Source organism: Streptomyces sp. NPDC024632, assembly GCF_055559175.1.
Genome location: NZ_JBVHLD010000021.1, coordinates 129,812 through 153,781 on the forward strand (window position 1 = coordinate 129,812; position 23,970 = coordinate 153,781).

24 protein-coding genes and 1 pseudogene are annotated in these 23,970 nt (G+C 72.7%); 13 read left to right on the top strand and 12 right to left on the bottom strand.

Translation table 11 applies throughout. From position 1 onward, the window contains the following. Positions 1-16: 16 nt before the first annotated feature. From ACZ37P_RS33340 to ACZ37P_RS33360, 5 genes are all read right to left on the bottom strand, one after another. A complete protein-coding gene (locus tag ACZ37P_RS33340; RefSeq protein WP_467350128.1) occupies positions 17-1,318 on the bottom strand; it encodes a DUF6986 family protein in 1,302 nt (433 codons plus the stop codon). A 144-nt stretch (positions 1,319-1,462) separates the two neighbouring features. Beyond that, entirely contained in the window at positions 1,463-2,425 is a 963-nt protein-coding gene (locus ACZ37P_RS33345; protein WP_355343825.1) for an electron transfer flavoprotein subunit alpha/FixB family protein, read from the bottom strand. Positions 2,426-2,524: 99 nt separating this feature from the next. Then, entirely contained in the window at positions 2,525-3,310 is a 786-nt protein-coding gene (locus tag ACZ37P_RS33350) for an electron transfer flavoprotein subunit beta/FixA family protein (RefSeq protein ID WP_355343822.1), read from the bottom strand. A 206-nt stretch (positions 3,311-3,516) separates the two neighbouring features. Further along, positions 3,517-4,047 carry a flavin reductase family protein gene (locus ACZ37P_RS33355; RefSeq protein WP_391119284.1) on the bottom strand — a complete coding sequence of 177 codons (531 nt, stop codon included), beginning with the start codon at positions 4,045-4,047 and terminating at the stop codon, positions 3,517-3,519. Positions 4,048-4,320: 273 nt separating this feature from the next. After that, entirely contained in the window at positions 4,321-4,734 is a 414-nt protein-coding gene (locus ACZ37P_RS33360) for a TlpA family protein disulfide reductase (RefSeq protein ID WP_391050214.1), read from the bottom strand. A gap of 184 nt (positions 4,735-4,918) precedes the next feature. On the opposite strand from ACZ37P_RS33360, the gene ACZ37P_RS33365 reads away from it, so the two are divergent. Continuing rightward, positions 4,919-5,326 (top strand): DUF4395 domain-containing protein, encoded by a 408-nt coding sequence (locus ACZ37P_RS33365; protein WP_355343813.1) that lies wholly within the window; start codon positions 4,919-4,921, stop codon positions 5,324-5,326. A gap of 159 nt (positions 5,327-5,485) precedes the next feature. Continuing rightward, on the top strand, positions 5,486-6,232 hold the full coding sequence (locus tag ACZ37P_RS33370; RefSeq protein ID WP_355343810.1) for a lysophospholipid acyltransferase family protein: 747 nt from the start codon (positions 5,486-5,488) through the stop codon (positions 6,230-6,232). Between the two features lie 91 nt (positions 6,233-6,323). Here the strand turns inward: ACZ37P_RS33370 and ACZ37P_RS33375 are convergent, their stop codons facing one another. From ACZ37P_RS33375 to ACZ37P_RS33390, 4 genes are all read right to left on the bottom strand, one after another. Continuing rightward, positions 6,324-6,926: a transglutaminase-like domain-containing protein gene (locus ACZ37P_RS33375; RefSeq protein ID WP_401314023.1), complete on the bottom strand. Its 603-nt coding sequence runs from the start codon at positions 6,924-6,926 to the stop codon at positions 6,324-6,326. Between the two features lie 93 nt (positions 6,927-7,019). Further along, positions 7,020-8,111, bottom strand: coding sequence for a threonine aldolase family protein (locus ACZ37P_RS33380; RefSeq protein WP_467350132.1), 1,092 nt, complete (start codon positions 8,109-8,111; stop codon positions 7,020-7,022). Then, a complete protein-coding gene (locus tag ACZ37P_RS33385; protein WP_355343801.1) occupies positions 8,090-8,848 on the bottom strand; it encodes an SDR family oxidoreductase in 759 nt (252 codons plus the stop codon). The genes ACZ37P_RS33380 and ACZ37P_RS33385 overlap by 22 nt, the downstream gene beginning before the upstream one ends. Before the next feature lie 23 nt (positions 8,849-8,871). Next, positions 8,872-10,269 carry a DUF6421 family protein gene (locus tag ACZ37P_RS33390; RefSeq protein WP_355343798.1) on the bottom strand — a complete coding sequence of 466 codons (1,398 nt, stop codon included), beginning with the start codon at positions 10,267-10,269 and terminating at the stop codon, positions 8,872-8,874. A 234-nt stretch (positions 10,270-10,503) separates the two neighbouring features. Here ACZ37P_RS33390 and ACZ37P_RS33395 point away from each other — a divergent pair, with 234 nt between their 5' ends. The 4 genes from ACZ37P_RS33395 to ACZ37P_RS33410 all read left to right on the top strand — a co-directional run bounded on the left by ACZ37P_RS33395 (position 10,504) and on the right by ACZ37P_RS33410 (position 13,936). After that, positions 10,504-11,175, top strand: a complete 672-nt coding sequence (locus tag ACZ37P_RS33395) for a glycerophosphodiester phosphodiesterase (RefSeq protein WP_355343795.1) — start codon at positions 10,504-10,506, stop codon at positions 11,173-11,175. A 141-nt stretch (positions 11,176-11,316) separates the two neighbouring features. Then, the gene (locus ACZ37P_RS33400) at positions 11,317-12,237 is read left to right on the top strand and encodes an ABC transporter substrate-binding protein (RefSeq protein WP_391164114.1); all 921 of its coding nucleotides are present in this window, start codon (positions 11,317-11,319) and stop codon (positions 12,235-12,237) included. After that, entirely contained in the window at positions 12,234-13,112 is an 879-nt protein-coding gene (locus tag ACZ37P_RS33405) for an amino acid ABC transporter permease (protein ID WP_355343789.1), read from the top strand. Before ACZ37P_RS33400 ends, ACZ37P_RS33405 begins: the two co-directional genes overlap by 4 nt. Beyond that, entirely contained in the window at positions 13,109-13,936 is an 828-nt protein-coding gene (locus ACZ37P_RS33410) for an amino acid ABC transporter ATP-binding protein (protein WP_391050230.1), read from the top strand. The genes ACZ37P_RS33405 and ACZ37P_RS33410 overlap by 4 nt, the downstream gene beginning before the upstream one ends. Positions 13,937-14,005: 69 nt before the next feature. Here the strand turns inward: ACZ37P_RS33410 and ACZ37P_RS33415 are convergent, their stop codons facing one another. Both ACZ37P_RS33415 and ACZ37P_RS33420 read right to left on the bottom strand, forming a co-directional pair. Beyond that, positions 14,006-14,539 carry a GNAT family N-acetyltransferase gene (locus ACZ37P_RS33415; protein WP_355343786.1) on the bottom strand — a complete coding sequence of 178 codons (534 nt, stop codon included), beginning with the start codon at positions 14,537-14,539 and terminating at the stop codon, positions 14,006-14,008. A 164-nt stretch (positions 14,540-14,703) separates the two neighbouring features. After that, on the bottom strand, positions 14,704-16,131 hold the full coding sequence (locus ACZ37P_RS33420; RefSeq protein WP_467350133.1) for an aminotransferase-like domain-containing protein: 1,428 nt from the start codon (positions 16,129-16,131) through the stop codon (positions 14,704-14,706). Between ACZ37P_RS33420 and ACZ37P_RS33425 the strand changes: the two are divergent. The 6 genes and pseudogenes from ACZ37P_RS33425 to ACZ37P_RS33450 all read left to right on the top strand — a co-directional run. Next, positions 16,130-17,014 (top strand): annotated as a pseudogene (locus ACZ37P_RS33425) (DMT family transporter); the annotation flags it as partial. The gene ACZ37P_RS33420 and the pseudogene ACZ37P_RS33425 overlap by 2 nt on opposite strands. Positions 17,015-17,380: 366 nt before the next feature. Next, positions 17,381-17,992 carry a DUF5134 domain-containing protein gene (locus ACZ37P_RS33430; protein WP_355343777.1) on the top strand — a complete coding sequence of 204 codons (612 nt, stop codon included), beginning with the start codon at positions 17,381-17,383 and terminating at the stop codon, positions 17,990-17,992. Between the two features lie 81 nt (positions 17,993-18,073). After that, entirely contained in the window at positions 18,074-19,012 is a 939-nt protein-coding gene (locus ACZ37P_RS33435; RefSeq protein WP_355343774.1) for a M56 family metallopeptidase, read from the top strand. A gap of 23 nt (positions 19,013-19,035) precedes the next feature. Beyond that, complete coding sequence (locus ACZ37P_RS33440) at positions 19,036-19,740, top strand: HAD family hydrolase (RefSeq protein ID WP_355343771.1); 705 nt, start codon at positions 19,036-19,038, stop codon at positions 19,738-19,740. Positions 19,741-19,967: 227 nt separating this feature from the next. Further along, the gene (locus ACZ37P_RS33445; protein ID WP_467350137.1) at positions 19,968-20,654 is read left to right on the top strand and encodes a TetR/AcrR family transcriptional regulator; all 687 of its coding nucleotides are present in this window, start codon (positions 19,968-19,970) and stop codon (positions 20,652-20,654) included. Between the two features lie 96 nt (positions 20,655-20,750). Further along, positions 20,751-22,124: an FAD-dependent oxidoreductase gene (locus tag ACZ37P_RS33450; protein WP_401724610.1), complete on the top strand. Its 1,374-nt coding sequence runs from the start codon at positions 20,751-20,753 to the stop codon at positions 22,122-22,124. 117 nt (positions 22,125-22,241) lie between these two features. Here ACZ37P_RS33450 and ACZ37P_RS33455 read toward each other — a convergent pair whose 3' ends face one another. Next, positions 22,242-22,667, bottom strand: a complete 426-nt coding sequence (locus ACZ37P_RS33455; protein WP_355343762.1) for an ArsR/SmtB family transcription factor — start codon at positions 22,665-22,667, stop codon at positions 22,242-22,244. 138 nt (positions 22,668-22,805) lie between these two features. Here ACZ37P_RS33455 and ACZ37P_RS33460 point away from each other — a divergent pair, with 138 nt between their 5' ends. Continuing rightward, complete coding sequence (locus tag ACZ37P_RS33460; RefSeq protein ID WP_401314042.1) at positions 22,806-23,900, top strand: NADH:flavin oxidoreductase/NADH oxidase; 1,095 nt, start codon at positions 22,806-22,808, stop codon at positions 23,898-23,900. Positions 23,901-23,970: the final 70 nt, after the last annotated feature.

Sequence of the window (23,970 nt, forward strand, 5' to 3'; positions counted from 1 at the left end):
TCCGCGGGACAGGCTTCTAGCGGCCCGCCAGCGTGTCCAGCTCCGCGCGGCCGAGCCCGGTGCGCTCGGTGACCTCCTCGGCGTCGATGGCGCCGCAGTCGAGGCCGCGCAGCAGATAGCCGCTGAGGGCGCGGGCCGTGGCGGGCTCGTCCATGACGTCGCCGCCCGCCTTGGCGACGTAGGCGGCGAGGCGGGCGGCGGAGGCGTCCAGGCCCTCGCGGTAGAAGGCGTAGACGGCGGCGTAGCGGGTCGGCAGGTGGGCGGGGTGCATGTCCCAGCCCTGGTAGTACGCGCGGGCCAGTGAGCGGCGGACCAGGCCGTAGTGCAGGCGCCAGGCGTCGTGCACCTGCTCGGCCGGGCCGACGGGGAGCACGTTGGTGGAGCCGTCGGACAGCCGGACGCCGGTGCCCGCCGCGGCGACCTGCATGACCGCCTTGGCGTAGTCGGCGGCCGGGTGGTCCATCGACTGGTGGGCGGCGCTGACCCCGCACGCGGCGCTGTAGTCGAAGGTGCCGTAGTGCAGACCGGTGGCGCGGCCCTTGGCGGCGTCGATCAGCCGCGGCACGGTCGCCGTGCCGTCGGGGCCGAGGATGGACTGGGTGGTCTCGATCTGGATCTCGAAGCCGATCCGCCCCCGCGGCAGCCCGGCCGCCCGCTCGAACTCCTCGCACAGCAGCGCCATCGCCGCGACCTGCGCGGGGAAGGTCACCTTGGGCAGTGTCAGCAGCAGCCCGTCGGGCAGACCGCCCCCGTCCAGCAGGGCGGTCAGGAAGAGGTCGAGCGTACGGATGCCCCGGTCGCGGACCGCCGCCTCCATGCACTTCATCCGGATGCCGACGTACGGCGGCGCGCTGCCGTCCGCGACGGCCGCCGTCACGGTGCGGGCGGCGGCCACGGCCGCCGCGTCCTCCTCGGTGTCGGGGCGCGGCCCGTAGCCGTCCTCGAAGTCGATCCGCAGGTCCTCGACGGGCTCGCACTCCAGCTTGGCCCGCACCCGGTCGTGGACCTCGGCGGCCAGCCCGGTGGACGGCCCCGCGGGCAGGCCGAGTACGGCGGCGAGCGCGGCGGCGTCCGGGGCGTGGGCGTCGAGTGCGGCCAGCGCCTGGTCGCCCCAGTCGCGTACGGTCCGGGGGCCGAAGGCGTCGGCGGGTACGTAGACGGTGTGCACGGGCTGCCGGGTGCCGGGGTCGCCGGGGTAACGGCGGGCCAGTTCGGCGTCGGTGCCGGCCAGACCGGCGCCGATGTCCGCCCGTACCGCGTCCGCCAGTGTCGTACCGGCCGCCGCCGCGCCCGCCGCGCCCGCTGAGCCCTGCGCCATGTGCCACCCTCCCGGAAATTCAACAAATCGTTGAAGTGAAGCTAGCCGTGCCGTAGGCCGAGGTCAACACCCCACCAGGGGGGCGCCGGACGGACGACGGCCCCCGCACGCGGCTGGCGTGCGGGGGCCGTCGGGAGGGGTCGGTCAGCCCTTGCGGGCCTTGATCTCCTCGGTGAGCTGGGGGACGACCTGGAAGAGGTCGCCGACGACGCCGTAGTCGACGAGGTCGAAGATCGGCGCCTCCGCGTCCTTGTTCACCGCGACGATCGTCTTGGACGTCTGCATGCCCGCGCGGTGCTGGATCGCGCCCGAGATGCCGTTGGCGATGTAGAGCTGCGGCGACACCGACTTGCCGGTCTGGCCGACCTGGTTGGTGTGCGGGTACCAGCCCGCGTCCACCGCCGCGCGCGACGCGCCCACGGCCGCGCCCAGGGAGTCCGCCAGCGCCTCGATGACCGAGAAGTTCTCGGCGCCGTTGACACCGCGACCGCCGGAGACCACGATCGCGGCCTCGGTCAGCTCAGGACGCCCGGTCGACTCCCGCGGGGTCCGCGAGACGACCTTGGTGCCGGTGGCCAGTTCACCGAAGGCCACCTCCAGCGCCTCGACCGTCCCGGCCGCCGAAGCCGCCTCGACCGGCGCGGAGTTCGGCTTCACCGTGATGACGGGGACGCCCGTGCTGACCCGGGAGCGGGTCGTGAAGGCGGCGGCGAACGCCGACTGCGTGGCCACCGGGCCGTCGGCGCCGGCCTCCACGTCGATCGCGTCGGTGATCAGGCCCGAGCCCAGGCGCAGCGCGAGCCGCGCGGCGATCTCCTTGCCCTCGGCGGAGGACGGCACCAGGACCGCGACCGGGCTCACCGCCTTGGCGGCGGCCTCCAGCGCGTCGACCTTCGGTACGACGAGGTAGTCGGCGAACTCCGGCGCGTCGGCGGCCAGTACCCGCACGGCGCCGTGCTCGCCCAGCACGGAGGCGGCGGCGTCGGCGCCGGGGCCGAGGTGGACCGCGACCGGCTCACCGATCCGGCGGGCCAGCGTCAGCAGTTCGAGAGTCGGCTTGCGGACGGCACCGTCCACGTGGTCGACATAGACGAGGACTTCACCCATGGAAATGCACTCCTACGAAAAAGTTTGACGGGGCGGATACGGACCGGAACGGCCGGAGGCGGGCCCGGGACAGCGTCCGGGAGGGCGCCCGGCATCCGGTCAGATGAACTTCTGGCTCGCCAGGTACTCCGCGAGCTGCTTGCCGCCCTCGCCCTCGTCCTTCACGATCGTGCCCGCCGTCCGCGCCGGACGCTGCGTGGCGTCCTCGACGGCCGTCCACGCTCCGGCCAGGCCCACCTCGGCCGCGTCCAGACCCAGATCCGACAGGTCCAGGGCCTCCACCGGCTTCTTCTTCGCCGCCATGATCCCCTTGAACGAGGGGTAACGGGCCTCGCCCGACTGGTCGGTCACCGAGACCAGCGCCGGAAGCGACGCCTCCAGCCGCTCGCTGGCCGCGTCGCCGTCGCGGCGGCCGGTCACCTTGCCGTCCTCGACCGACACCTCGGACAGGAACGTCACCTGCGGCACGCCCAGCCGCTCGGCCAGCAGCGCGGGCACCACGCCCGCGGTGCCGTCGGTCGAGGCCATGCCGGTCACGACGAGGTCGAAGCCCGCGCGCTCGATGGCCTTGGCGAGCACCAGCGACGTGCCGAGGATGTCCGTGCCGTGCAGGCCGTCGTCCTCGACGTGGATCGCCTTGTCCGCGCCCATCGACAGCGCCTTGCGCAACGCGTCCTTCGCGTCCTCGGGACCCACGGTCAGCACCGTGATCTCCGCGTCGTCCGCCGCGTCGGCGATCTGCAGCGCCTGCTCGACCGCGTACTCGTCCAGCTCGGAGAGCAGGCCGTCCACCGCGTCGCGGTCAGTGGTCAGGTCCTCGGCGAAGTGACGGTCGCCCGTGGCATCGGGCACGTACTTCACTGCGACTACGATCCTCAAACTCACGCCAGCTCTCCTACCTACTGCATCGTTGCAACGTCTTCGTCCAACTGCCCCGGAATCCGCCCCGGAATGGCAGCATAGGCGTCCGCGGCGGCGGCTCCCCGCCGGGACGCAGCAACTGCCCCGACAGAAATATTACTCGCCAGTACACAGAGCTGGTTCCCCGTTAGCAAGGACCTTGAACTGTGATGTGGCCGACGCCGCCGCGGTCAGTGGCCGAGTGAGTTGAAGCCGCCCTGGTGGTAGAGGAGCGGGCGGCCGGGACCCTGGGGGTCGCCGGCGACGGCCTGGGCGATGACGATCCGGTGGTCGCCCGCCGGGATGCGCGCCACGACGCGGCACACCAGCCAGGCCGGTACCTCGTCGAGCAGCGGCACGCCGTGCGGGCCGGACGCCCAGGCGGTGGCGGGGCCGAAGCGGTCGGCGCCGCTGCGGGCGAACGTGCCGGCCAGCACTTCCTGGTGCTCGCCGAGTATGTGGACGCCGACGAACGACGCCTCGGCGACGGTCGGCCAGCTCGACGACCCCAGGCTGATGCCGAAGGAGAGCAGCGGCGGCTCGGCGGACACCGAGGTCAGGGAGGTGGCGGTGAAGCCGACGGGATCGGGGCCCGCGGCGGTGATCACGGCGACTCCGGCCGCGTGGCGGCGGAAGACCGAACGGAAGACGGCGGGGTCGAGAGCGGGGCCGGGCGCGGGGTCGAAGGCCGAGGAGTCAAAGGCGGCGGGGTGATCGCTGATGGCAGTCACGGTCAGATCCTTCTGAAGCGGTCGAGCGGCGGAGTGCGGGTCGTGGGCGCTCAGCAGCTCGGACAACGCGCGCTGGAGTGCCGACCGAAGTCGACATCGGCGCGCGCGTACAGATACGCGTACAGAAAGTGGTCCTGCGACATAACGTCAGAGTGACGATTCGGACGGGGTCACGTCAAGACCCGCCCGGAATATGGAATTTCCGTCACACCGCGCTCCCCCGGAGGCTGACAGCCCCTCAGATCGGCCGGCCCGCCCGGCTCGTCAGACAGCCGCGCCCAGCGCGGCGATCACGTCCGCCTTGCGCGGCTGACCGGCGGCCCTGCGCACGATCGCGCCGTCCGCGTCGAGGACGAACACGGTCGGGGTCTTGAGGACGCTCAGCCGCCTGACCAGCTCCAGGTGCGCCTCGGCGTCGATCTCGACGTGCCGGACGCCGTCCACCATGCCCGCCACCTCGTCGAGCACGCGCCGGGTGGCCCGGCAGGGCGCGCAGAAGGCGCTGGAGAACTGCACCAGGGTGGCGCGCTCCCCCAGCGGCCCGCCGAGGTCAGCGGCCGTCAGCCGCTCGTCGCCGTCCTTCGTCCGCACCCGGATTCTCCCGTCCCTGCGCCGGTGCACCAGCCCGTAGGCGCTCGCGGCCAGCAGTACGGCCAGGCAGACCACCAGTCCCGTCAACGCCGTGCTCCTCGTCCGCTCACACATCTCGTACGTCTCATACGCCCGGTCATACGTCCGGTCACATACACGGTCGTACGTCCGGCGGCTTCCCGCCCCGCGTCTTTCCGATCCGTGCAGCGTTCATGCGAACGCAATGATTCCCGCGGTCGCGTTCCGTCGCTGGTCGGCCATTATTTCAGTCATGGAGATCGATGTACGAGGGCCCCGCTTCGGTGCGTCCCTGACCACGGTGGTGCTGGCGGTCGTGCTGATCACCGGCAGCGGCTGGCTGCTGGCCGTTCAGGCCGCGGTCTTCGCCGTGGGAGCGGTGGCCGGAGTGCAGAATTCGCCGTACGGCTGGGTTTTCCGCACCCTGGTGCGGCCCAGGCTGGGGCCGCCGCCCGGCACCGAGGACGCGGCCCCGCCGCGGTTCGCGCAGGCGGTGGGTTTCGGCTTCTCCGTGATCGGTGTCATCGGCTATCTGGTGGGCCCGCAGTGGCTGGGTCTGGCGGCCACCGCGTGCGCGCTCGCCGCCGCCTTCCTCAACGCCGCTTTCGCCTACTGCCTGGGGTGCGAGGTGTATCTGCTGCTGAAACGGGCAGCAGCCTGATGGGTTCCGCCGCAGGTCGTGAGAAGAATCTCGCCTTGGCACCGGTCCCCGGGATGACAGGGGGCCCGCCGGCGGGGCACCATCGCTCAGCGGCCGAACAACTTACGGGCGCGTAACTTCCGCCGGGAGCGCCGCCCCGGAGAGAGCAGGTGCCCCGACATGGCCGAACTCGTCTACCCACCGGTGATCGCTTGTGCCCGCACCATGTTCAAGGTGCAGGGGCTCAAATTCGACATCCGGGGCACCGAGAACGTCCCCCGCCAAGGCGGCGCCCTGCTCGTCAGCAACCACATCGGCTATCTGGACTTCGTCTTCTGCGGTCTGACGACGCTGCCCGCCAAGCGCCTGGTGCGCTTCATGGCGAAGGAATCGGTTTTCCGGCACAAGGTGTCGGGTCCGCTGATGCGCGCCATGAAGCACATTCCGGTGGACCGCTCCGAGGGCATGCACGCGTACGCGCACGCCCTGGACGCCCTGCGCGGCGGTGAGATCATCGGAGTCTTCCCCGAGGCGACCATCTCGCAGTCGTTCACGTTGAAGTCGTTCAAGTCGGGTGCGGCCCGGCTGGCGATGGAGGCCGGTGTGCCGCTGCTGCCGATGGCGCTGTGGGGCACTCAGCGGCTGTGGACGAAGGGGCACCCGCGCAATCTGGGCCGCAGCAAGTTCCCGATCACGCTGCGGATCGGCGAGCAGATGCGCCCGCAGGAGAACGAGAAGGCGGGCGCGCTCACCCGGCGGCTGCGGCTGCGGGTGCAGGAGCTGCTGGACGACGCGCAGCGTACGTATCCGGGCAGGCCCTCGGGCCCCGCCGACCGCTGGTGGCTGCCCGCGCATCTGGGCGGCACCGCCCCGACGCCGGAGGAAGCGGCGGCCAGGGACCGCGAGCAGCAGCCCCAGCCGAGCTGAGGCGGAACCCTCCGGACGCGGGCGCGGGACCCCAACCGGACGCGGGACGCGGGACCCCTCCGGACGCGGGACGCGGGACGCGACGGCGCCCTCACGGCAGTTCGGTGGGCAGCGTCCTGGCCAGTTCCGACCGGTCGCGTGCGCCGCGCAGGGCCTCCAGTACGGCCGTGGGCGGCGCCGCGTGCACGAGCGGATAGTCGGCCTCGCCGATCTCCGGGCGCGCCGCCCACGCGAGCCGTTCCTCGTCCAGCGAGAAGCGCGCGTCGACGCCGGGTTTGTTGCCGCGCGCGTCCAGCCGTGACCAGTGGCCGCGCCCCGGCAGCAGCAGGGCGATCAGGCCGTGGACCACCGGGTCCGTACCGTCGTCGTCGGTGAGCCGCTGGTAGCAGAGCCCGGCGGGGATGGACGCGGCGCGCAGCAGCGCCGTCAGCGCGTGCGACTTGGCGTAGCAGATGCCGGTGCGCTGCTCCAGCACGTCGGAGGCCCGCCAGGTGACGCGGTCGTCGCCGGAGTCGAAGGAGTGCGGGATCGTGTCGCGGACGAATACGAAGGCGGCCCGCGCATAGTCATGCGGTCCGGTGGTACGGGCCAGCAGCGCGGCCGCGGTGTCGCGCACTCGCGGGTGGCCGTGGTCGATGACGTCGTCGGCGGCCGTATAGGCCGAGAGGTCGGCGGTCTCCAGGATCAGCTCCATGTGCGGGAGCCTAGGAAACCGCCGACCACTCGATCAATCGAATTACCGCCAACCGCATACTCATGCGGCCGACTCCGGGCCGCCGGACAGGCCCTAGGCCCGCATCTCCTCCTCGAGCGCGGCGGCGAAGCCGTCCACGTCCGACTCGGTCGTGTCGAAGGAGCACATCCAGCGGACCTCGCCCGTCGACTCGTCCCAGAAGTAGAAGCGGTAACGCTTCTGCAGCCGCTCGCTGACCTCGCGCGGCAGCAGGGCGAAGACGGCATTGGACTGCACGGGCCGCAGCACGGTGACCCCCTCCACGCCCTGTACGGCCTGCTCCAGGCGGCGGGCCATCGCGTTGGCGTGGGCGGCGCTGCGCAGCCACAGGTCGCCCGAGAGCAGCGCCTCGAACTGCACGGAGACGAACCGCATCTTGGAGGCGAGCTGCATCGACAGCTTGCGCAGGTAGTCGATGGCGCGCACCCGCTCGGGGCTGAGGACGACCACGCACTCGCCGAGCAGCAGGCCGTTCTTGGTGCCGCCGAAGGAGAGGATGTCCACGCCCGCCTCGGTGGTGAAGCGGGCCAGCGGCACGTCGAGGCCGGCCGCCGCGTTGGCGATCCGCGCGCCGTCCAGGTGCACGGCCATGCCGAGCTGGTGCGCGTGGTCGCAGATCGCCTTGATCTCCTCGGGCGTGTAGCAGGTACCCAGTTCGGTGGTCTGGGTGATCGAGACGACCTGCGGCTGGGCCCGGTGCTCGTCGGAGAAGCCGTACGCCTGCCGGTCGATCAGCTCGGGGGTGAGCTTGCCGTCCGGGGTCGGGACGGTGAGCAGCTTCAGGCCGCCGACCCGCTCGGGGGCGCCGCACTCGTCCACGTGGATGTGCGCGGACTCGGCGCAGATCACCGCGCCCCAGCGCTCGGTGACGGCCTGGAGCGCCGTCACGTTGGCGCCGGTGCCGTTGAAGACCGGGAAGACCTCCGCGCGCGGGCCGAAGTGGCCGCGGAAGACCTCCTGGAGGTGGCCGGTGTACTCGTCCCCGCCGTAGGCGGGCTGATGGCCGCCGTTGGCGAGGGCGAGCGCGGTGAGGATCTCCGGGTGCACCCCGGCGTAGTTGTCACTGGCGAAGCCGCGCACCTGCGGGTCGTGGCGGCGCACGGCGTCGCTGGCGAGCTGTTCTGTCACGGTCGGGGCGTCAGCCACTGTCGGGTCCCGTTCACTTCCGTAGGGCTCTGGTCCCAGACGTCCGCGATGGCCTCGGCGAGGTCGCGCACGTCGGTGAAGCCGGCGAATTTGGCGTTCGGGCGCGTGGCCCGCATCTCATCGTGCACCAACGCCTTGATCACCAGCACAGTGGCCGCCGCCGTGGGTCCGTCGGCGCCGCCGAGCTTGCGGAAGGAGTCGCCCAGCGCGAGCGTCCACGCCTCGGCCGCGGCCTTGGCCGCGGAGTAGGCGGCGTTGCCCGCGGTCGGCGTGGTGGCGCCGGACGCGCTGATCAGCACGTACCGGCCGCCGTGGCTGCGCATGAGGCCGTCGTGGAAGGCGAGCGAGGTGTTCTGCACGGTACGGATCAGCAGCTTGTGCAGCACGTCCCAGTCGCCGAGGTCGGTCTCGGGGAAGGACGCGGAGCCGCGCCAGCCGCCCACGAGGTGGACCAGGCCGTCGACCCTGCCGTGGTCCTTCTCGATCCGGCCGGCCCAGTCCTGGGTCGCCTCCAGGTCGAGCAGGTCGACGATCTCGCCGGTGATGTCAGCGCCGCCCGCGTCGTAGCGCGCCGCGTCGACGGCCTCGGCCAGCCGCTCGGGGTCGGCGTCGGCGGCGATCACATGGCCGCCCTCGCGCGCGAGCCGTTGCAGTACCGCCCGCCCCGCGGGGCCGCCCGCGCCCGCCACGGCGATCACCGCTCCGTCGAGACCACCCGTGTACGTGTCGGTCGTCATGTCCGCCTCCTCGGCCGCACCGGTCACGCGGCGCCCCGAAGTGAGCTCTCGCCGGTGATTCCCTTGGTCGAGGTGATCACCGTCCGCAGCTTCTTCGCAAGGGCCTCGTAGAACATGCTGAGCGGAAACTCGTCCGCCAGCACGTCGTCCACGAGTTTGCGCGGGGGCTGGGACAGGTCGAGGGCGTCGGGGCCCTTCGCCCAGACCGAGCCGGGATGCGGGGAGAGGTAGCTGGCGACCAGGTCGTAGGCGGCGAACCAGTGCACGAGCTTGGGCCGGTCGATGCCGTCCCGGTAGAGCGTCTCGATCTCGGCGCAGAGCTGGTTGGTGACCTGCGGTGCGCGCTCCCAGTCGATGTGCAGGGTGTTGTCTGTCCAGCGTACGGCGTCGTGCTTGTGCAGGTACGCGAAGAGGAGCTGTCCGCCGAGTCCGTCGTAGTTGCGGACGCGTTCACCGGTGACCGGGAAGCGGAAGAGCCGGTCGAAGAGGATCGCGTACTGCACGCCCAGGCCCATCGGGTGGCCCTCGGCCTGGAGCTTCACGGCCTCCCTGAACGTGGTCAGGTCGCAGCGCAGCTCCTCCAGCCCGTACATCCAGAACGGCGCGCGCTGCTTGATCATGAACGGGTCGAACGGCAGGTCGCCGTGGCTGTGCGTGCGGTCGTGGATCATGTCCCACAGGACGTACGTCTGCTGCGCCAGGTCCTGGTCGGCGATCAGCCGGGCCGCTTCCTCGGGCAGTTCCAGGCCGAGGGTGTCGACCGCGGCGGCGGTCACCGCGCGGAAGCGGGCGGCCTCGCGGTCGCAGAAGATCGCGCCCCAGGTCCAGCGCTCGGGGGCCTCTCGGACGGCGACGGTCTCCGGGAAGAGCACCGCGGAGTTGGTGTCGTAGCCGGGAGTGAAGTCCTCGAAGGTGATCGGTACGAACAGCGGGTTGTCGTACCGATTGCGCTCCAGCTCGGCCAGCCAGTCGGGCCAGACGACGCGCAGGGCGACAGCCTCCAGATTGCGGTCCGGGTTGCCGTTCTGCGTGTACATCGGGAAGACGACCAGGTGCGGCAGGCCGTCGCGGCGGTCGGCCGCGGGCTGGAAGGCGAGCAGCGAGTCGAGGAAGTCCGGGACGCCGAAGCCGTCGTCGGACCAGCGGCGCAGGTCGGCGACCAGGGCGCGGTGGTACTCGGCGTCGTGCGGGAGGAGCGGGGAGAGCTGTTCGACCGACTCGGTCACCCGGCGCACGGTCCGCTCGGCGTCGTCCTTGCTGGGCGCGCCCTCGGCCTCGAAGTCGATGGAGCCGTCCTTGCGCTGCCAGGGCCTGATGGCTTCGACGGCCTGCTTCAGCACCGCCCACGCGGGGTGGCCGACGATGCCCACGCCGGATGTACCGCCGCCGTCCGCCACCTTCGCCGAAAGAACTTCGCCCATGACCCCTCCTCCACAAAAGAAACTGTCGTCCGGACACCGTATCCGTGACCTTGTTGATCCATCAAGGGGAGCCGGTGGAGATTGTCCTGCCTGATGGTCGACAGGCCGCTGTTCTTCCTGTCGTCTGCCGGGATGGGTCAAAAAAACTTGCGCATAGGGGCCGCTTGAGCACGCGGTCCCGAGTCGTCACGGCGTGTTCGGCCCGCCGTCGCGCGGTCTCGCTAGGGTGCCGGTATGAGCTTCCTCACCGTCGGCCACCGCGGGGTCATGGGCGTCGAGCCGGAGAACACCCTGCGCTCCTTCCGCCGAGCCGAAAAGGCGGGCCTGGACCAGATCGAGCTGGATCTGCACCTCAGCAAGGACGGCGCGCTGATCGTCATGCACGACGCCGACGTCGACCGCACCACCGACGGCGCCGGCCTGGTCCGCGACCTCACGCTGGACGAGATCCGCGGCCTGGACGCCGGGCTCGGCGAGCGCGTACCGGTCTTCGAGGAGGTCCTCGAAGCGGTCGGCCGGCCGATCCAGGCCGAGATCAAGGACGTGGCGGCGGCCCGCGCGCTGGCCGACACCCTGAGCGCGCACGGCGCGACCGACCGGGTCAGTGTGCTGTCCTTCCACGACGAGGCGCTGGCCGAGATCCGTACGCTGCTGCCCGACGTGCGCACAGTGCTGGTCGCCAGCGACCTCGGCCCGGAGATCGTCACCCGCGCCCAGGCGGTGGGCGCCCGCCTGGTCAGCCTGGAACTGCGGCAGGTGAACCTGGACGTCGTCGAGCGCTGCCAGGCCGCGGGCATCGCCGTCATGGCCTGGACCGTCAACACCGCGCAGGAGTGGGCCCTGGCCCGCGCACTGCGGCTGGACGGCGCCGCCACCGACCTCCCCGAGGAACCGGCCATCGCGTAGCGCCGCGGTCCCGTACCGGCGTCATCCCGGCGCGCCGCGGTCCCGCGGCTCCGCGCAATGTGCCGGACACAAAGGTCCGGCATCCGGACAACTGGCCGAATCGCGTGGACAGACGCGCCCGCGCGGTGCCAAGGTCCCGCCATGCGTCCCGCGATCTCGCTGTCCCCGCGCCGTGCCGCGCTCGCCGCGGCTGCCCTGCTCACCCTCGCACTGGCCGGCTGCTCGCCCCAGGACGACACGACCGACGCCGGTCCCTCGTCCTCCGCGGCGTCGGCCGGTGCGACCGGCACCACCACCGCCACCACGGCGTCGTGCGCGCCCGGCACGCTCGCCACCCGTACCCCCGGCAAGCTCACCGTCGGCACCGACAATCCGGCGTACGACCCGTGGTTCTCGGACAACAAGCCGTCCAACGGCAAGGGTTACGAGTCGGCGGTCGCGTACGCGGTGGCCAAGCAGCTCGGTTACGCGCCGGACCAGGTCGTCTGGCAGACCGTCGCCTTCAACAAGGCGTTCGCGCCCGGTGCCAAGAACTTCGATTTCGACATCAACCAGGTTTCGATCAACGACGAGCGCAAGAAGGCCGTCGACTTCTCGCCCGGCTACTACGACGTACGGCAGACCGTCGTCGCGCTGAAGACCTCGAAGATCGCGAACGCGCACAGCGTCGCGGACCTGAAGAACGCCAAGCTCGGCGCCCAGGTGGGCACCACCAGCCTGGACGTCATCGACAACCTGGTGAAGCCCGCCAAGCAGCCCGCCGTCTACCAGCGCAACGACCTCGCCGTGGCCGCGCTCAAGAACGGCCAGGTCGACGGGATCGTGGTCGACCTGCCGACCGCCTTCTACATCACCGGGGCCGAGGTCACCGACGCCAAGGTGGTCGGGCAGTTCGCGGCGGCGGGCTCCTCGCCCGAGCAGTTCGGGCTGGTCCTCGACAAGGGCAGCAAGCTGACCGCGTGCGTCTCGCGGGCCGTCACCGCCCTGCACGGCGACGGGACGCTGGCCGCCCTGGAGAAGCGGTGGCTGTCGGACGCCGTCGGCGCCCCGGTGCTCGGATGACCGTGCGGGACGACCCCGCGCAGGTCGACACGTACCAGCCGTCCGCGCGGCGGATCGAGCGCGAGCTGTACCGACGCGCCCGCGGCCGCCGCGCCCTGGTAGTGGCGAGCGTCAGCACCCTGGCGACCGCCGGGGTGCTGATCGGGCTGATCGTCAGTTCGCCCGGCTGGCAGCGCACCCGTGAGACGTTCCTCAACGGGCACTACGCGCGGCTCGCGCTGCCGGACGTGCTCCAGGGCCTCTGGCTCAATCTGCGGCTGATGGTGGTGTGCGGCGCCGTCGTCTTGGTCGCGGGGCTGCTGCTGGCGGTCGTGCGCACCCTGCGCGGCCCGGTGTTCTTCCCGCTGCGCGCCCTGGCGACGGCGTACGTGGACTTCTTCCGCGGGCTGCCGCTGATCATCTGCCTGCTCGCGGTGGTCTTCGGCGTGCCCGCGCTGCGGCTGAGCGGCGTCACCAACGACCCCGTGCTCCTGGGCGGCCTGGCGCTCTGCCTGACGTACACCGCCTATGTCGCCGAGGTGTTCAGGGCCGGGATCGAGACCGTCCACCCGAGCCAGCGCGCCGCGGCCCGCTCGCTCGGCCTCAGCAGCGCGCAGACGATGCGGTACGTGGTGCTGCCGCAGGCCGTGCGCCGCGTGGTGCCGCCGCTGCTCAACGACCTGGTGTCGCTCCAGAAGGACACCGGCCTGGTGTCGATCGCGGGCGCCGTGGACGCCGTCTACGCGGCGCAGATCATCGCCAGCCGCGACTTCAACTACACGCCGTACGTGGTCGCGGGGCTGATCTTCGTCGCGCTGACCATCCCGATGACGCGGTTCACCGACTGGGTGACGGCCAGGATGAACCGGCGGCAGTCGCAGGGAGGCGTCGTATGAGCGGCACGGGCGGGGACCGGCTCGCCAAAGACGTACCGCCCCAGGCGCGGGACCTGGCCGATCCGGACCGGAGCCGGGACACGCCCGTGCTGCGGCTGGAGTCGGTCCGCAAGACGTACGGCTCCTCCGTCGTTCTGCGGGACATCGCGCTCGACGTGCCCGCGCACACGGTCACGGCGCTGATCGGCGCGTCCGGCTCAGGGAAGTCCACGCTGCTGCGCTGCGCGAATCTGCTGGAGGAGATCGACGACGGCGCGATCTTCCTGGACGGCGAGGACATCACCGACCCGCGGGCCGACCAGGACGCGGTACGGCGCAGGATCGGCGTCGTCTTCCAGGCGTACAACCTGTTCCCGCACATGACGGTGCTGGACAACATCACGCTGGCGCCGCGCCGGGTGCACGGGGTGCCGCGGGGCGAGGCGGAGGAGCGGGCGCGGGAGCTGCTGGCCCGGCTGGGGCTCGCCGACCGGGCCGCGGAGTATCCGGACCGGCTCAGCGGCGGCCAGCAGCAGCGGGTGGCGATCCTGCGGGCGGTCGCGACCAGGCCGCGGCTGCTGCTTCTCGACGAGGTGACCGCCGCGCTCGACCCGGAGCTCGTCGGCGAGGTGCTGTCGGTGGTCCGCGACCTGAAGGAGCAGGGCATGACGATGGCGATCGCCACCCATGAGATGGCGTTCGCCCGCGATGTCGCCGATCAGGTCTGCTTCCTGGACGCGGGCGTGATCCTGGAGCGCGGCACTCCCGCCGAGGTGTTCGGCGCCCCGGCCGAGCAGCGCACGCGGGACTTCCTGCGCCGGATCACGGAGGCGGGACGGCTGTGACGGCCGGCGCCGGGCGACCGGGTTCGGGGCGCCGGGTACCGGGTGGGGCGGGTGGCGGGCGTCCGGGTCTCAGACCAGCTTCTTCGTGAGCAGCTCGAACTCCAGGTCGTCCCTGGTCGGCAGCCCGAAGCGCTCCTCGCCGTACGGGAAGGGGCTGGTCTGCCCGGTGCGCTGGTAGCCGCGGCGGACGTACCAGGCGATCAGGTCCTCGCGGACCGAGATCACCGTCATGTGCAGCTCGGCGACGTCCCACTCCTCGCGGGCGAACCGTTCGGCCTCGGCGAGGATCACCTTGCCGAGCCCGGCGCCCTGGAGCGCGGGCCGTACGGCGAACATCCCGAAGTACGCGTGGTCGCCGCGGTGTTCGAGCTGGCAGCAGGCCACCACCTCGTCGCCGGACTCCACCACCGTCAGCCTGCTGTCCGCGCCTTCGATGACGGCCAGCACGCCCTCGGGGTCGGTCCGCTGCCCCTGAAGGATGTCCGCCTCCGTCGTCCACCCCGCGCGACTCGCGTCGCCGCGATAGGCGGACTCGATCAGCCCGACCAGGACGGGGACGTCGTCGGGGGTGGCGGCGCGGAAGCGGGGAGCGGCGATATCCATGCGGGCAAGGCTATCCCCAGGTCCGGGCCGCGCTCACGGGTCCTGCCGAGGTCTTCGCGGGCGGGCGGCGTCGGCGCGTGACGGGGCGAGTGTTCGACGTGTGGCAGGGCGCGCGGAAGGGCGCGTGCTCGGCGCGCGGAAGGGCTTCGCGACAGGGCTGGTGCTCACAGCGCGGGGGCGGTCTCGCGCAGCGCCACCTCGAAGCGCCGGACGCCTTCGGTGATCTCGGCGGCGCCCGTGGTGTAGGCGAAGGTGATCCGTATGTACGGGGCGGGCGACTCGGCGGGGAAATAGGGACGGCCGGGGGCGACGGCCACGCCCGCGCGGAGCGCGGCGCCGGTCAGCGCGGTCTCGTCGGTGCCGTCGGGCAGCCGCAGCCACAGGTGGTAGCCGCCGGTGGGCACCGGGTCGGGGACCAGTTCCGGCAGGCGGTGCCGGAGCGCGGCGAGCATGGCGTCGCGCCGCTCGCGCAGTGCGGCGGTGACGGCGCGCAGATGGCGCGGCCAGGAGGGCGCGCCGACGAGCTCCAGGGTCGCCTCCTGGAGGGGCCTGGGCACGAAGAAGCTGTCGACCACCTGGATCGCGCGCAGCCGTTCCATCACCGGGCCGCGGGCGATCAGCGCGCCGACGCGCAGATTGGGCGAGGTCGGCTTGGTGAGCGACGCGAAGTGGACGACGGTGCCGTACGGGTCCTCGGCGACCAGGGGCGGCGGCAGCGGGTCGCCGTGGCCGAGCCGCCGGGCGAAGTCGTCCTCGACCACGAAGGCGCCCGCCGCCCGCGCGATGTCGAGCACCTGGCGGCGGCGCCCGGCGGCGAGCACCGCGCCGGTCGGATTCTGGAAGAGCGGCTGGCAGAAGAAGACCCGCGCGCCGCTGGCCTCGAAGGCGTCGGCGAGCAGATCGGGCCGGACGCCGTCCGCGTCGAGCGGGACCGGCACCGGCCGCAGCCCCGCGGCGCGGGCGGCGGAGAGCGCGCCGGGGTAGGTGGGCGATTCGACGAGTACGGCGGAGCCCGGCGCGGCCAGCGCGCGCAGGGCCGTGGTGAGGGCGGCCTGCCCGCCGGAGGTGATCAGCACCTGGGCGGGCGGAACTCCCGCCTCGCGGCCGAACCAGTTCCGCAGCGCGGTGAGCCCTTCCAGCGGCGGCCGTTCCCAGGCGCCGGGCCTGCGGGCGGCACGGGCCAGCGCGGCGCCGAGCGCCCGCTCGGGCTGGAGGCCGGGGTGCAGATAGCCGCCGTTGAGGGGGATGACGCCCTGCGGCGGGCCGACCAGGCAGCCCAGCACTCCGGAGGCGTCGACCACGCGCGGTGCCACGTCCGGGTCCTCCGCGGTGAGCGCGACCTGCTGCCAGGAGGTGTCGACGGCGGTGGTGGTCGCCGCGCCCTCGGCGGCCCGGTAGGTGCCCGCGCCGGGCCGGGTGACGACCAGTCCCTGCGCGGCGAGCGTCGCCAGCGCCCGCGAGACCGTCACCGGGCTGACCCCGAACCGCTCGACCAGGGCCCGGCTCGACGGCAGTTTCGCTCCCGGTGAGAAGCGGTCCAGCTCTCCTCGGAGGGATTCTGCCAGCGCACTGGCACTGCTATCGTCATTCATGAAGGATAAGAATAGCGCTACTCCCCGCACCTCAGTAGCGGTCGCGGGCACCGCGCTCGCCTGTCTCGGTGTGGCCGCCTTTTCGCTCACCTTCCCTTCCACCCACTGGGCGCTGAGCGGATTCGGCGCCTGGTCCGCGGTGACGGTCCGGGCGGTCCTGGCCACCGCGGTCGCCGGGGCCTTCCTCGCGGCGGGCCGGGCGAAGGTGCCGGACCGGGAGCACTGGGCGGGCCTGGCCGTGGTCGCCTGCGGTGTCGTCATCGGCTTCCCGCTGCTGACCACCCTCGCGCTGCGCACCACCGACACCTCGCACGCCGCCGTCGTCGTCGGCGCGCTCCCGCTGTGCACCGCGGTGCTCGCGGCCGTGCGCACCGGTGCGCGGCCGTCCCGTACGTTCTGGATCGCGGCCGTCGCGGGCGCGGCGGTGGTCACCGCCTTCTCGCTCGGCGAGAGCGGCGGCGCGCCGACCGCCGGGGACGGCTTCCTCTTCGCCTCGCTGCTGGTCTGCGCCGCCGGTTACGTGGAGGGCGGGCGGCTGGCGTCGGTGCTGCCGGGCTGGCAGGTGGTCGGCTGGGCGCTGGTCGGTACGCTGCCGCTCACGCTGCCCGCCGCGGTCGTGTCGCTGTCGCTGGAGCCGGTACGGCTGACCGGCGAGTCGGTCGGCGGGCTGGTGTGGGTCTCGGTGGTGTCGCAGTTCCTCGGCCTGATGGTCTGGTACCGCGGCATGGCGGCGATCGGGGTGACCAGGGCCAGCCAGCTCCAACTCGCCCAGCCCGTGCTGACGTTGGTGTGGTCCGCCGCGCTGCTCGGTGAGCACCTGGGCCGCGCCACACTGCCCGCGGCGCTCGCCGTACTGGTCTGCGTGGCCGTCACCCAGCGCTCCGGCGCCCGGCAGGCGCGGGAAGTACGCAGGTCGCGGGCCGCGGCGCGGGCGCGCGGGGCCGAGGCGCCGGACGCCGGCCCGGAGGCGTTGCGGTCGGGCGACGCGCACGAGATCGTGGCACACGGCGATCCGCGACGGCGCGCGCCGCGGTGACACGCTCCCCCGACTACCCCGATGCGCTCGGGTGTGCGCCCTCGGACCTGGGCAGTTCTCCTGGGACCGCCGAACAACCGTCCGGCGGTCCGGTCGTCACGGACTGGACCGGGCCGGTCGTCACGGACCGGACCTGACTGGACCGGACCGGACGAGGGTCACCGCACGGACCGGGGCGCGCCGAAGAGGCGTGGGGATGAGGGGGAGGATGGCATGCACGGACCACCGCTGGTGGCCTGGCTGCTCGTGGCGCTCAGCACCGTCGCCGCGGTCGCGTGCCTGTTGCGCCGCGAAGCGCGCGACGAGGCGGTGATGGCGGCGGGCATGGCGGTGATGGCCGTCCCGATGTCCGTCCTCGACCCGCGGCCGTGGGGGACGCCGCTGTTCGCCGTCGTCCTCGGCGTGGTCTTCGCGCTGGCCGGGGTACGGGCGCTGCTGCTGGTCCGGCGGCCCGGCCACCATCTGCACCACTCCGTGTGCTCGGCCGCGATGGTCTACATGGCCGTGGCGATGGGCGGGGCGGCGTCGGCGCACGGCGGCCACGCCGAGCACATGGCGGCCACCGGCGCGGGCACCCCGCTGCTCACCGGCCTGCTGCTGCTCTACTTCGCGGGCTACGTCCTGCGCAGCGGCACTACCCTGGTCGCGCTCCCGGCGCAGGCGCACGGCGCGCCGGGCGGCGGCCCGCTGATATCCACCGGTCAGGCGGAAGGAGGCGCGGGCGGCGGCCGGGACCGTGTCCCGCTGCGGCACGCGCCGGAGGTCGCGGCGGCCTGCCGGGTGGCGATGGCGCTGGGGATGTTCGCGATGCTGCTGACCCTGTGACGGACTCGCTGCCGTGAGTCATGCGTCACATCGGGTCGTGGTCCGTCCCCCGTGAACCGCGCGCCTCCTAGGCTGATCACCATGACGGTCCCGTTCGTGCTGCTGATTCTCGGCGCACTTGCGGCGGCGATGGCGCCGCGTCTGCTGTCCCGTGCCAAGTGGCCGGAACGCGAACCGGTGCTGGCCCTGTGGGTCTGGCAGTGTGTGGTCGCCGCCGTACTGCTGTGCTGCGTGCTGGCCATGGCGCTCTCCGCCTCGGCCGCCTGGGCCGCGGTCCGCGGCAATCTCTTCGCGTTCGCCCCGAGCGGTGTGGTCGACGCCTACGCGCTGTCCGAGTACGGCCGCTGGGCCGGGACCATCGCCGTCCTGCTCGCGCTCGGCGGTGTGTGGACCGCGGCGATGCTCACCCGCGAGGTGCGCGGCACACGGTCGCGGCGCAAGCAGCGCCGCGCGGAACTCCGCGTGCGCGCGCCCCGGCTGCCCGGCGAGACCGTCACGCCCGGCGAGCGCCTGGTGGTCCTGGAGGACGCCCGCTCCGACGCCTGGTGGCTGTCCGGCGCCGAGCCCCAACTGGTCATCACCACGGCCGCGCTGCGCCGCCTGAAGGGCCGCCAACTGGACGCCGTGCTGGCCCACGAGCAGGGACACGTACGCGCCAGGCACGACGTGCTGCTGCACTGCTCGGGCGCGCTCGCGGGCGGCTTCCCGCAGGTGCCGGTCTTCGCCGCCTTCCGTGACCAGGTGCACCACCTGGTGGAACTGGCGGCCGACGACACCGCCTCGCGCCGCTTCGGCCGCCTCACCACCGCCCTCGCGCTGGTCGAACTCAACGCGGAACGCGGCGTCTTCGGCCCCTGCCCCACGCCGCTCGCCGCGCTGCCCGGCCGCGTGCACCGGCTGCTCGATCCCGCGCCCCGGCTGCCGCTCGGCCAACGGGTGCGGATGACGGCCTTCGCGCTGCTGGTCCCGGCGGTCCCGCTGCTGATCGCTTTCGGCCCCGGCCTCGGCGCGCTGACCTGAGCGGCGGCGGGAGAGACGGGGCCATGGCCGTCAAAGGCGTGATGTTCGACTTCTCCGGCACCCTGATGCGGGTCGAAGCGGCCGAGTCCTGGCTGCGGTCGGCGCTCACCGCCGAGGGCGTCACGGCCACCGACGACGAGGTCGCGGCGTACGCCGGAACGCTGGAGCGGGCGGGCGCGCTGCCCGGCGGCGGACCTCCCGAGCGGATTCCGCCGCGATTGGCGGCGGCCTGGGCCCGCCGCGACACCAGCGCGGCCGAGCACCGGGCGGCGTACGGCGGCCTGTCCCGTACCGTCGCGCTCCCCTGGGATGTGCACGACGCGCTCTACGACCGGCACATGGCGCCCGCCGCGTGGAATCCGTACCCCGACACCGAGCGCGTGCTGCGGGCTCTGCGGGACCGGGGCGTGCCGGTGGCGGTGGTGAGCAACATCGGATGGGATCTGCGGCCGGTCTTCGGGGAGCACGGGCTGGACGAGTTGGTGGACGTCTTCGCGCTGAGCTTCGAGCACGGCGTCCAGAAGCCGGACGAGCGGCTGTTCCGGATCGCCTGCGACGGGCTCGGACTGGAGCCCGCGGACGTCGCGATGGTGGGCGACAGCCGTGCGGCCGACGGCGGCGCCGCCGCGCTGGGCTGCCCGGTGTTCCTGGTGGACCATCTGCCGGTGACGGCACGTCCCGACGCGCTGCTCGGCGTCCTGGACCGACTGGGCTACCGACTGGGCTGATGCGGCGCCGCGCACCGTACGCGCCGAGCGCTCATGAACCGGCCGCTGAAGGGGCAAGCGCTTTCAGGACACGAGCCTCGATGACAAGCGCTTTCGGGATCGGCGCCGGTCCCGGCGATCCCCCGCGCCGCCGGGCCCGGCACCATCCCCCGTTTCCCGGACAGGGCGAAGCCCGCCGGGTTGCGCTGAGTATATTGGCTCGCAGCCAGTCAACGCAGGAGTAAATAATGTCCCCTCGGAGCGCATCGGTCAATGAAGCTATGCGTCAGCGTTCCCGGGAACGGTTGCTCCAGGCAACCGTGGAGCTGGTGGAGGAACGCGGCTACGCGGCCACCACGCTGGCGGACATCACCCAGCGGGCGGGGTCGGCACGCGGCCTGGTCTCGTACTACTTCGCGGGAAAGCGCGAACTGTTGCAGTCCGCCGTGCACCGGCTGATGCACATGGAACTGGCCGCCGCGCTGGACCGCGAGCCGCGGTCGGAGGACGGCCAGGAACGGATGGCGCGGGCCATCGACGCGATCCTCGGCCTCACGCAGACGCACACCACCTTGATGCGTACGCACATGGCGTCGATCCTCCAGGCGGAGGGTTTCATCCAGTGCCCGGAGCAGCAGAAGCTCGCGGCGCTGCTGAGCCAGGCGGTGGACGGCGCGGGAATCGTGTCGGGGCCCGAGGGTCCGGAGGCGGAGTACCGGCTGCTGCGCGCGCTGCTGATGGGCGCGACCGTGGCGCTGCTGCTGCCGGGCGCTCCGATGCCGCTGTCGCGGCTGCGGGCCGAACTCTTCGAGCGGTACGGGCTGGAGTGGACGCTGGGGGTGCCGCCGAAGGACTGCGCGGTGGCCCCCGCGAAGGCCGGCGCGGGCGGGGACGGGGGCGGCGGGGACGGCGGGGACCGGCGACCGGTGGACTGAAATCGTGCGCCTCGACCGGGCCGCGGGGTGCGGCGCTCTGCCGCGACGCGTCCGGAGGGCGCATGCTGGTGACATCCCGCCGAAGGGAGCACCCTCGTGTTACGCGTCGCAGTCGTCGGTTCGGGTCCGAGCGGGGTGTACACCGCGGACGCGCTCACCCGTCAGGAGTCGGTGCCGGATGTCGCGGTTGACGTGCTCGACCGGTTGCCGTGCCCGTACGGCCTGGTCAGATACGGTGTCGCGCCTGACCACGAGAAGATCAAGTCCCTCCAGGGCAGCCTGCGCAAGGTGCTGGAGGACCCGCGGGTCCGCTTCCTCGGCAACGTCGGCGTGGGGCCCGCGCCGCTGACGCCGGAACGGCTGCTCGGCCTGTACCACGCGGTGGTCTACTGCGTGGGCGCCGCGACCGACCGCAGACTGGGCGTGCCCGGCGAGGAGTTGCCCGGCAGCTACTCGGCGACCCGCTTCGTGTCCTGGTACAGCGCGCACCCCGACGAGCCGCCGGACGGCTTCGCGCTGCGGGCCCGCTCCGCCGTGGTCATCGGCGTGGGGAACGTCGCGGTCGACGTGGCGCGCGTGCTGGCCCGGCGCGCGGACGAACTGCGGCGCACCGACGTACCGGAGGCGGCGCTGCGGGCGCTCGCCGACAGCCGCGTCACGGACATCCACATGGTGGGGCGGCGCGGGCCCTCGCAGGCGAAGTTCACCACCAAGGAGCTGCGTGAGCTGGGCGCGCTGGCCGACACCGATGTGATCGTGCGCGAGGACGAGTTGGCGCTCGACCCGGCGTACGCCGCCCCCTCCGGTCTGCCGACGGCGGCCCGGCGCAATGTGGAGGTGCTGCGCTCGTGGGCCGCGCAGCCGCCGCGGGGACGGCCGCGCCGACTCCATGTGCGGTTCTTCCTGCGCCCCACCGCGTTCCTCGCCGACGAGGCCGGGCGGGTGCGCGCGGTCCGTTTCACCCGAACGGGTCCTGACGGGCGCGGCGGTGTGTCCGATACAGGCGGCGGCGAGGAGATCGACGCGGGACTCGTCCTGCGCTCGGTCGGCTATCAGGGGGTGCCGCTGCCCGGCCTGCCCTTCGACCCTCGGGGCGCGGTGGTGCCGAACGACGCGGGCCGCGTGCTGCGCGACGGTACGCCCTCCCCCGGCGAGTACGTGGCGGGCTGGATCAAGCGCGGGCCGACCGGTGTGATCGGCACCAACCGGCCGTGCGCCAAGGAGACCGCGACGGCGCTGCTCGCCGACGCGCCGGGTCTGCTGACGCGAGAGCTGTCGGCCGATCCGCTGGCCGGGCTGCGGGCCGCGGGCGTACGGCCGGTCGCCTGGCGGGGCTGGCTGGCGATCGAGGCGGCGGAGGCGGAGTGGGGCCGTTCCCTGGACCGGGGGACGGTCAAGATACCCGACTGGGAAGGGCTGTTGACGGCGGCGGGCCACTCGTCGTCGCCGCCCGCCGAAGGACCGGCCTGAGGCCCCGTCACGGACGGGACGGATCGAGGCGCGTCGAATCCAGCCACTCGAAATCCGGGCACTCGAATCCAGGGACTCGGATACAGACTTTGGATCCAGGTACCCGACGCCCCACGGTCAGCCGTCGAGCCGGGCCGCCTGGCGGGCCGCCGCGTCGAGGACGCGGTCGAGCAGACCGGGGAAGAGCGCTTCGAGGTCGTCCGTACGCAGCGCGTTCATCTTGGAGGTGCCGCGGTAGATCTGGCTGATGACGCCCGCCTCGCGCAGCACCCGGAAGTGGTGCGTGGTCGTGGACTTGCTGACCGGCAACGGCACGTCGGAGCAGGCCACTTCACCGTGGGCCGCGGCCAGATTGCGGACCACGATCAGCCGCATCGGGTCGGACAGCGCGTGCAGCACCTCTTCGAGCCGGATCTCCCCGGTGCCGGGGTGCTCCAGCGCGCGCCCGGCGGCGGCCGGGGCGTCGGCACCTGCGGCTGGCGCCGACGACAACGGTGCCGGTGCCGGTGCCGGTGGCGCGTGGGATGGAATCGGGAGTGTCATGAACGTCATATTACGATACCCGTCGTAGTTTGACGCCTGCCGTACTACGGCGTCTATCGTAGAAGCCGTCACCAGTGCGCGGCGACAGGCCCCGACCGGTGGAGCCCCGCGACGGAGTCCGACGACGAGGAGAGTGCCGTGAGCGCGCTGTTCGAGCCCTTCACCCTGCGGTCCGTGACCATTCCCAACCGGGCCTGGATGGCGCCGATGTGCCAGTACTCGGCGGCGACCGAGGGGCCCGACGAGGGAGCGCCCGGCGACTGGCACTTCGCGCACTACGCGTCGCGGGCGGTCGGCGGCGCCGGACTGATCCTGGTCGAGGCGACCGCGGTCAGCCCCGAGGGCCGGATCAGCCCCGCCGACCTCGGGATCTGGAACGACCACCAGGTGGCGGCCTTCAGCCGGATCACCCGCTTCCTCAAGGACCACGGCACCGTGCCCGGCATCCAGATCGGCCACGCCGGACGCAAGGCGTCCACGGACCGGCCGTGGGCGGGCGGCGGCCCGCTGGGCGCGGACGAGCGCGGCTGGCAGCCGGTGGCGCCGAGCCCGGTGGCGTTCTCCGACGAGTCCAAGGTGCCGACCGAACTGTCGGAGGCGGACATCAGGGACGTCGTCGGGCAGTTCGTGGCCGGGGCCCGGCGCGCGCTCGCGGCGGGCTTCGAGGTGCTCGAACTGCACGGCGCGCACGGCTATCTGATCGGCGAATTCCTCTCTCCGCACAGCAACCACCGCACCGACGGCTACGGCGGCGCCTTCGAGAACCGGATCAGGTTCGCGCTGGAGACGGTCGACGCCGTGCGCGAGGTCTGGCCGGAGGAACTGCCGCTGTTCTTCCGCATCTCGGCCACCGACTGGCTGGAGGACGGCGGCTGGACGGCGGACGAGACGGTCCGCTTCGCCAAGGAGCTGCTCGTGCGCGGGGTCGACCTGCTCGACGTGTCCACGGGCGGAAACGCCGCGGGCGTACGCATTCCGCTCGGCCCCGGCTACCAGGTGCCCTTCGCGGCCCGCGTGAAGGCCGAGACCGGTCTGCCGGTGGCGGCCGTCGGCGAGATCACCCACCCCCGGCAGGCCGAGACGATCCTGTCCACCGGCCAGGCCGACGCCGTCCTGCTCGGCCGCGAACTGCTGCGTACGCCGAACTGGCCGCTGCACGCCGCCCGTGAGCTGGGCTCCGAGGTGGCGGTGCCGCAGCAGTACGGGCGGGCCTTCCGCCGGGCCGGTATCTGACCGGTCCTGCCCGGCGGTCATCGGCGGCGTCGTTGCGCGGGCGGGTCCGATCCCCGTCCGCGGCACGGCC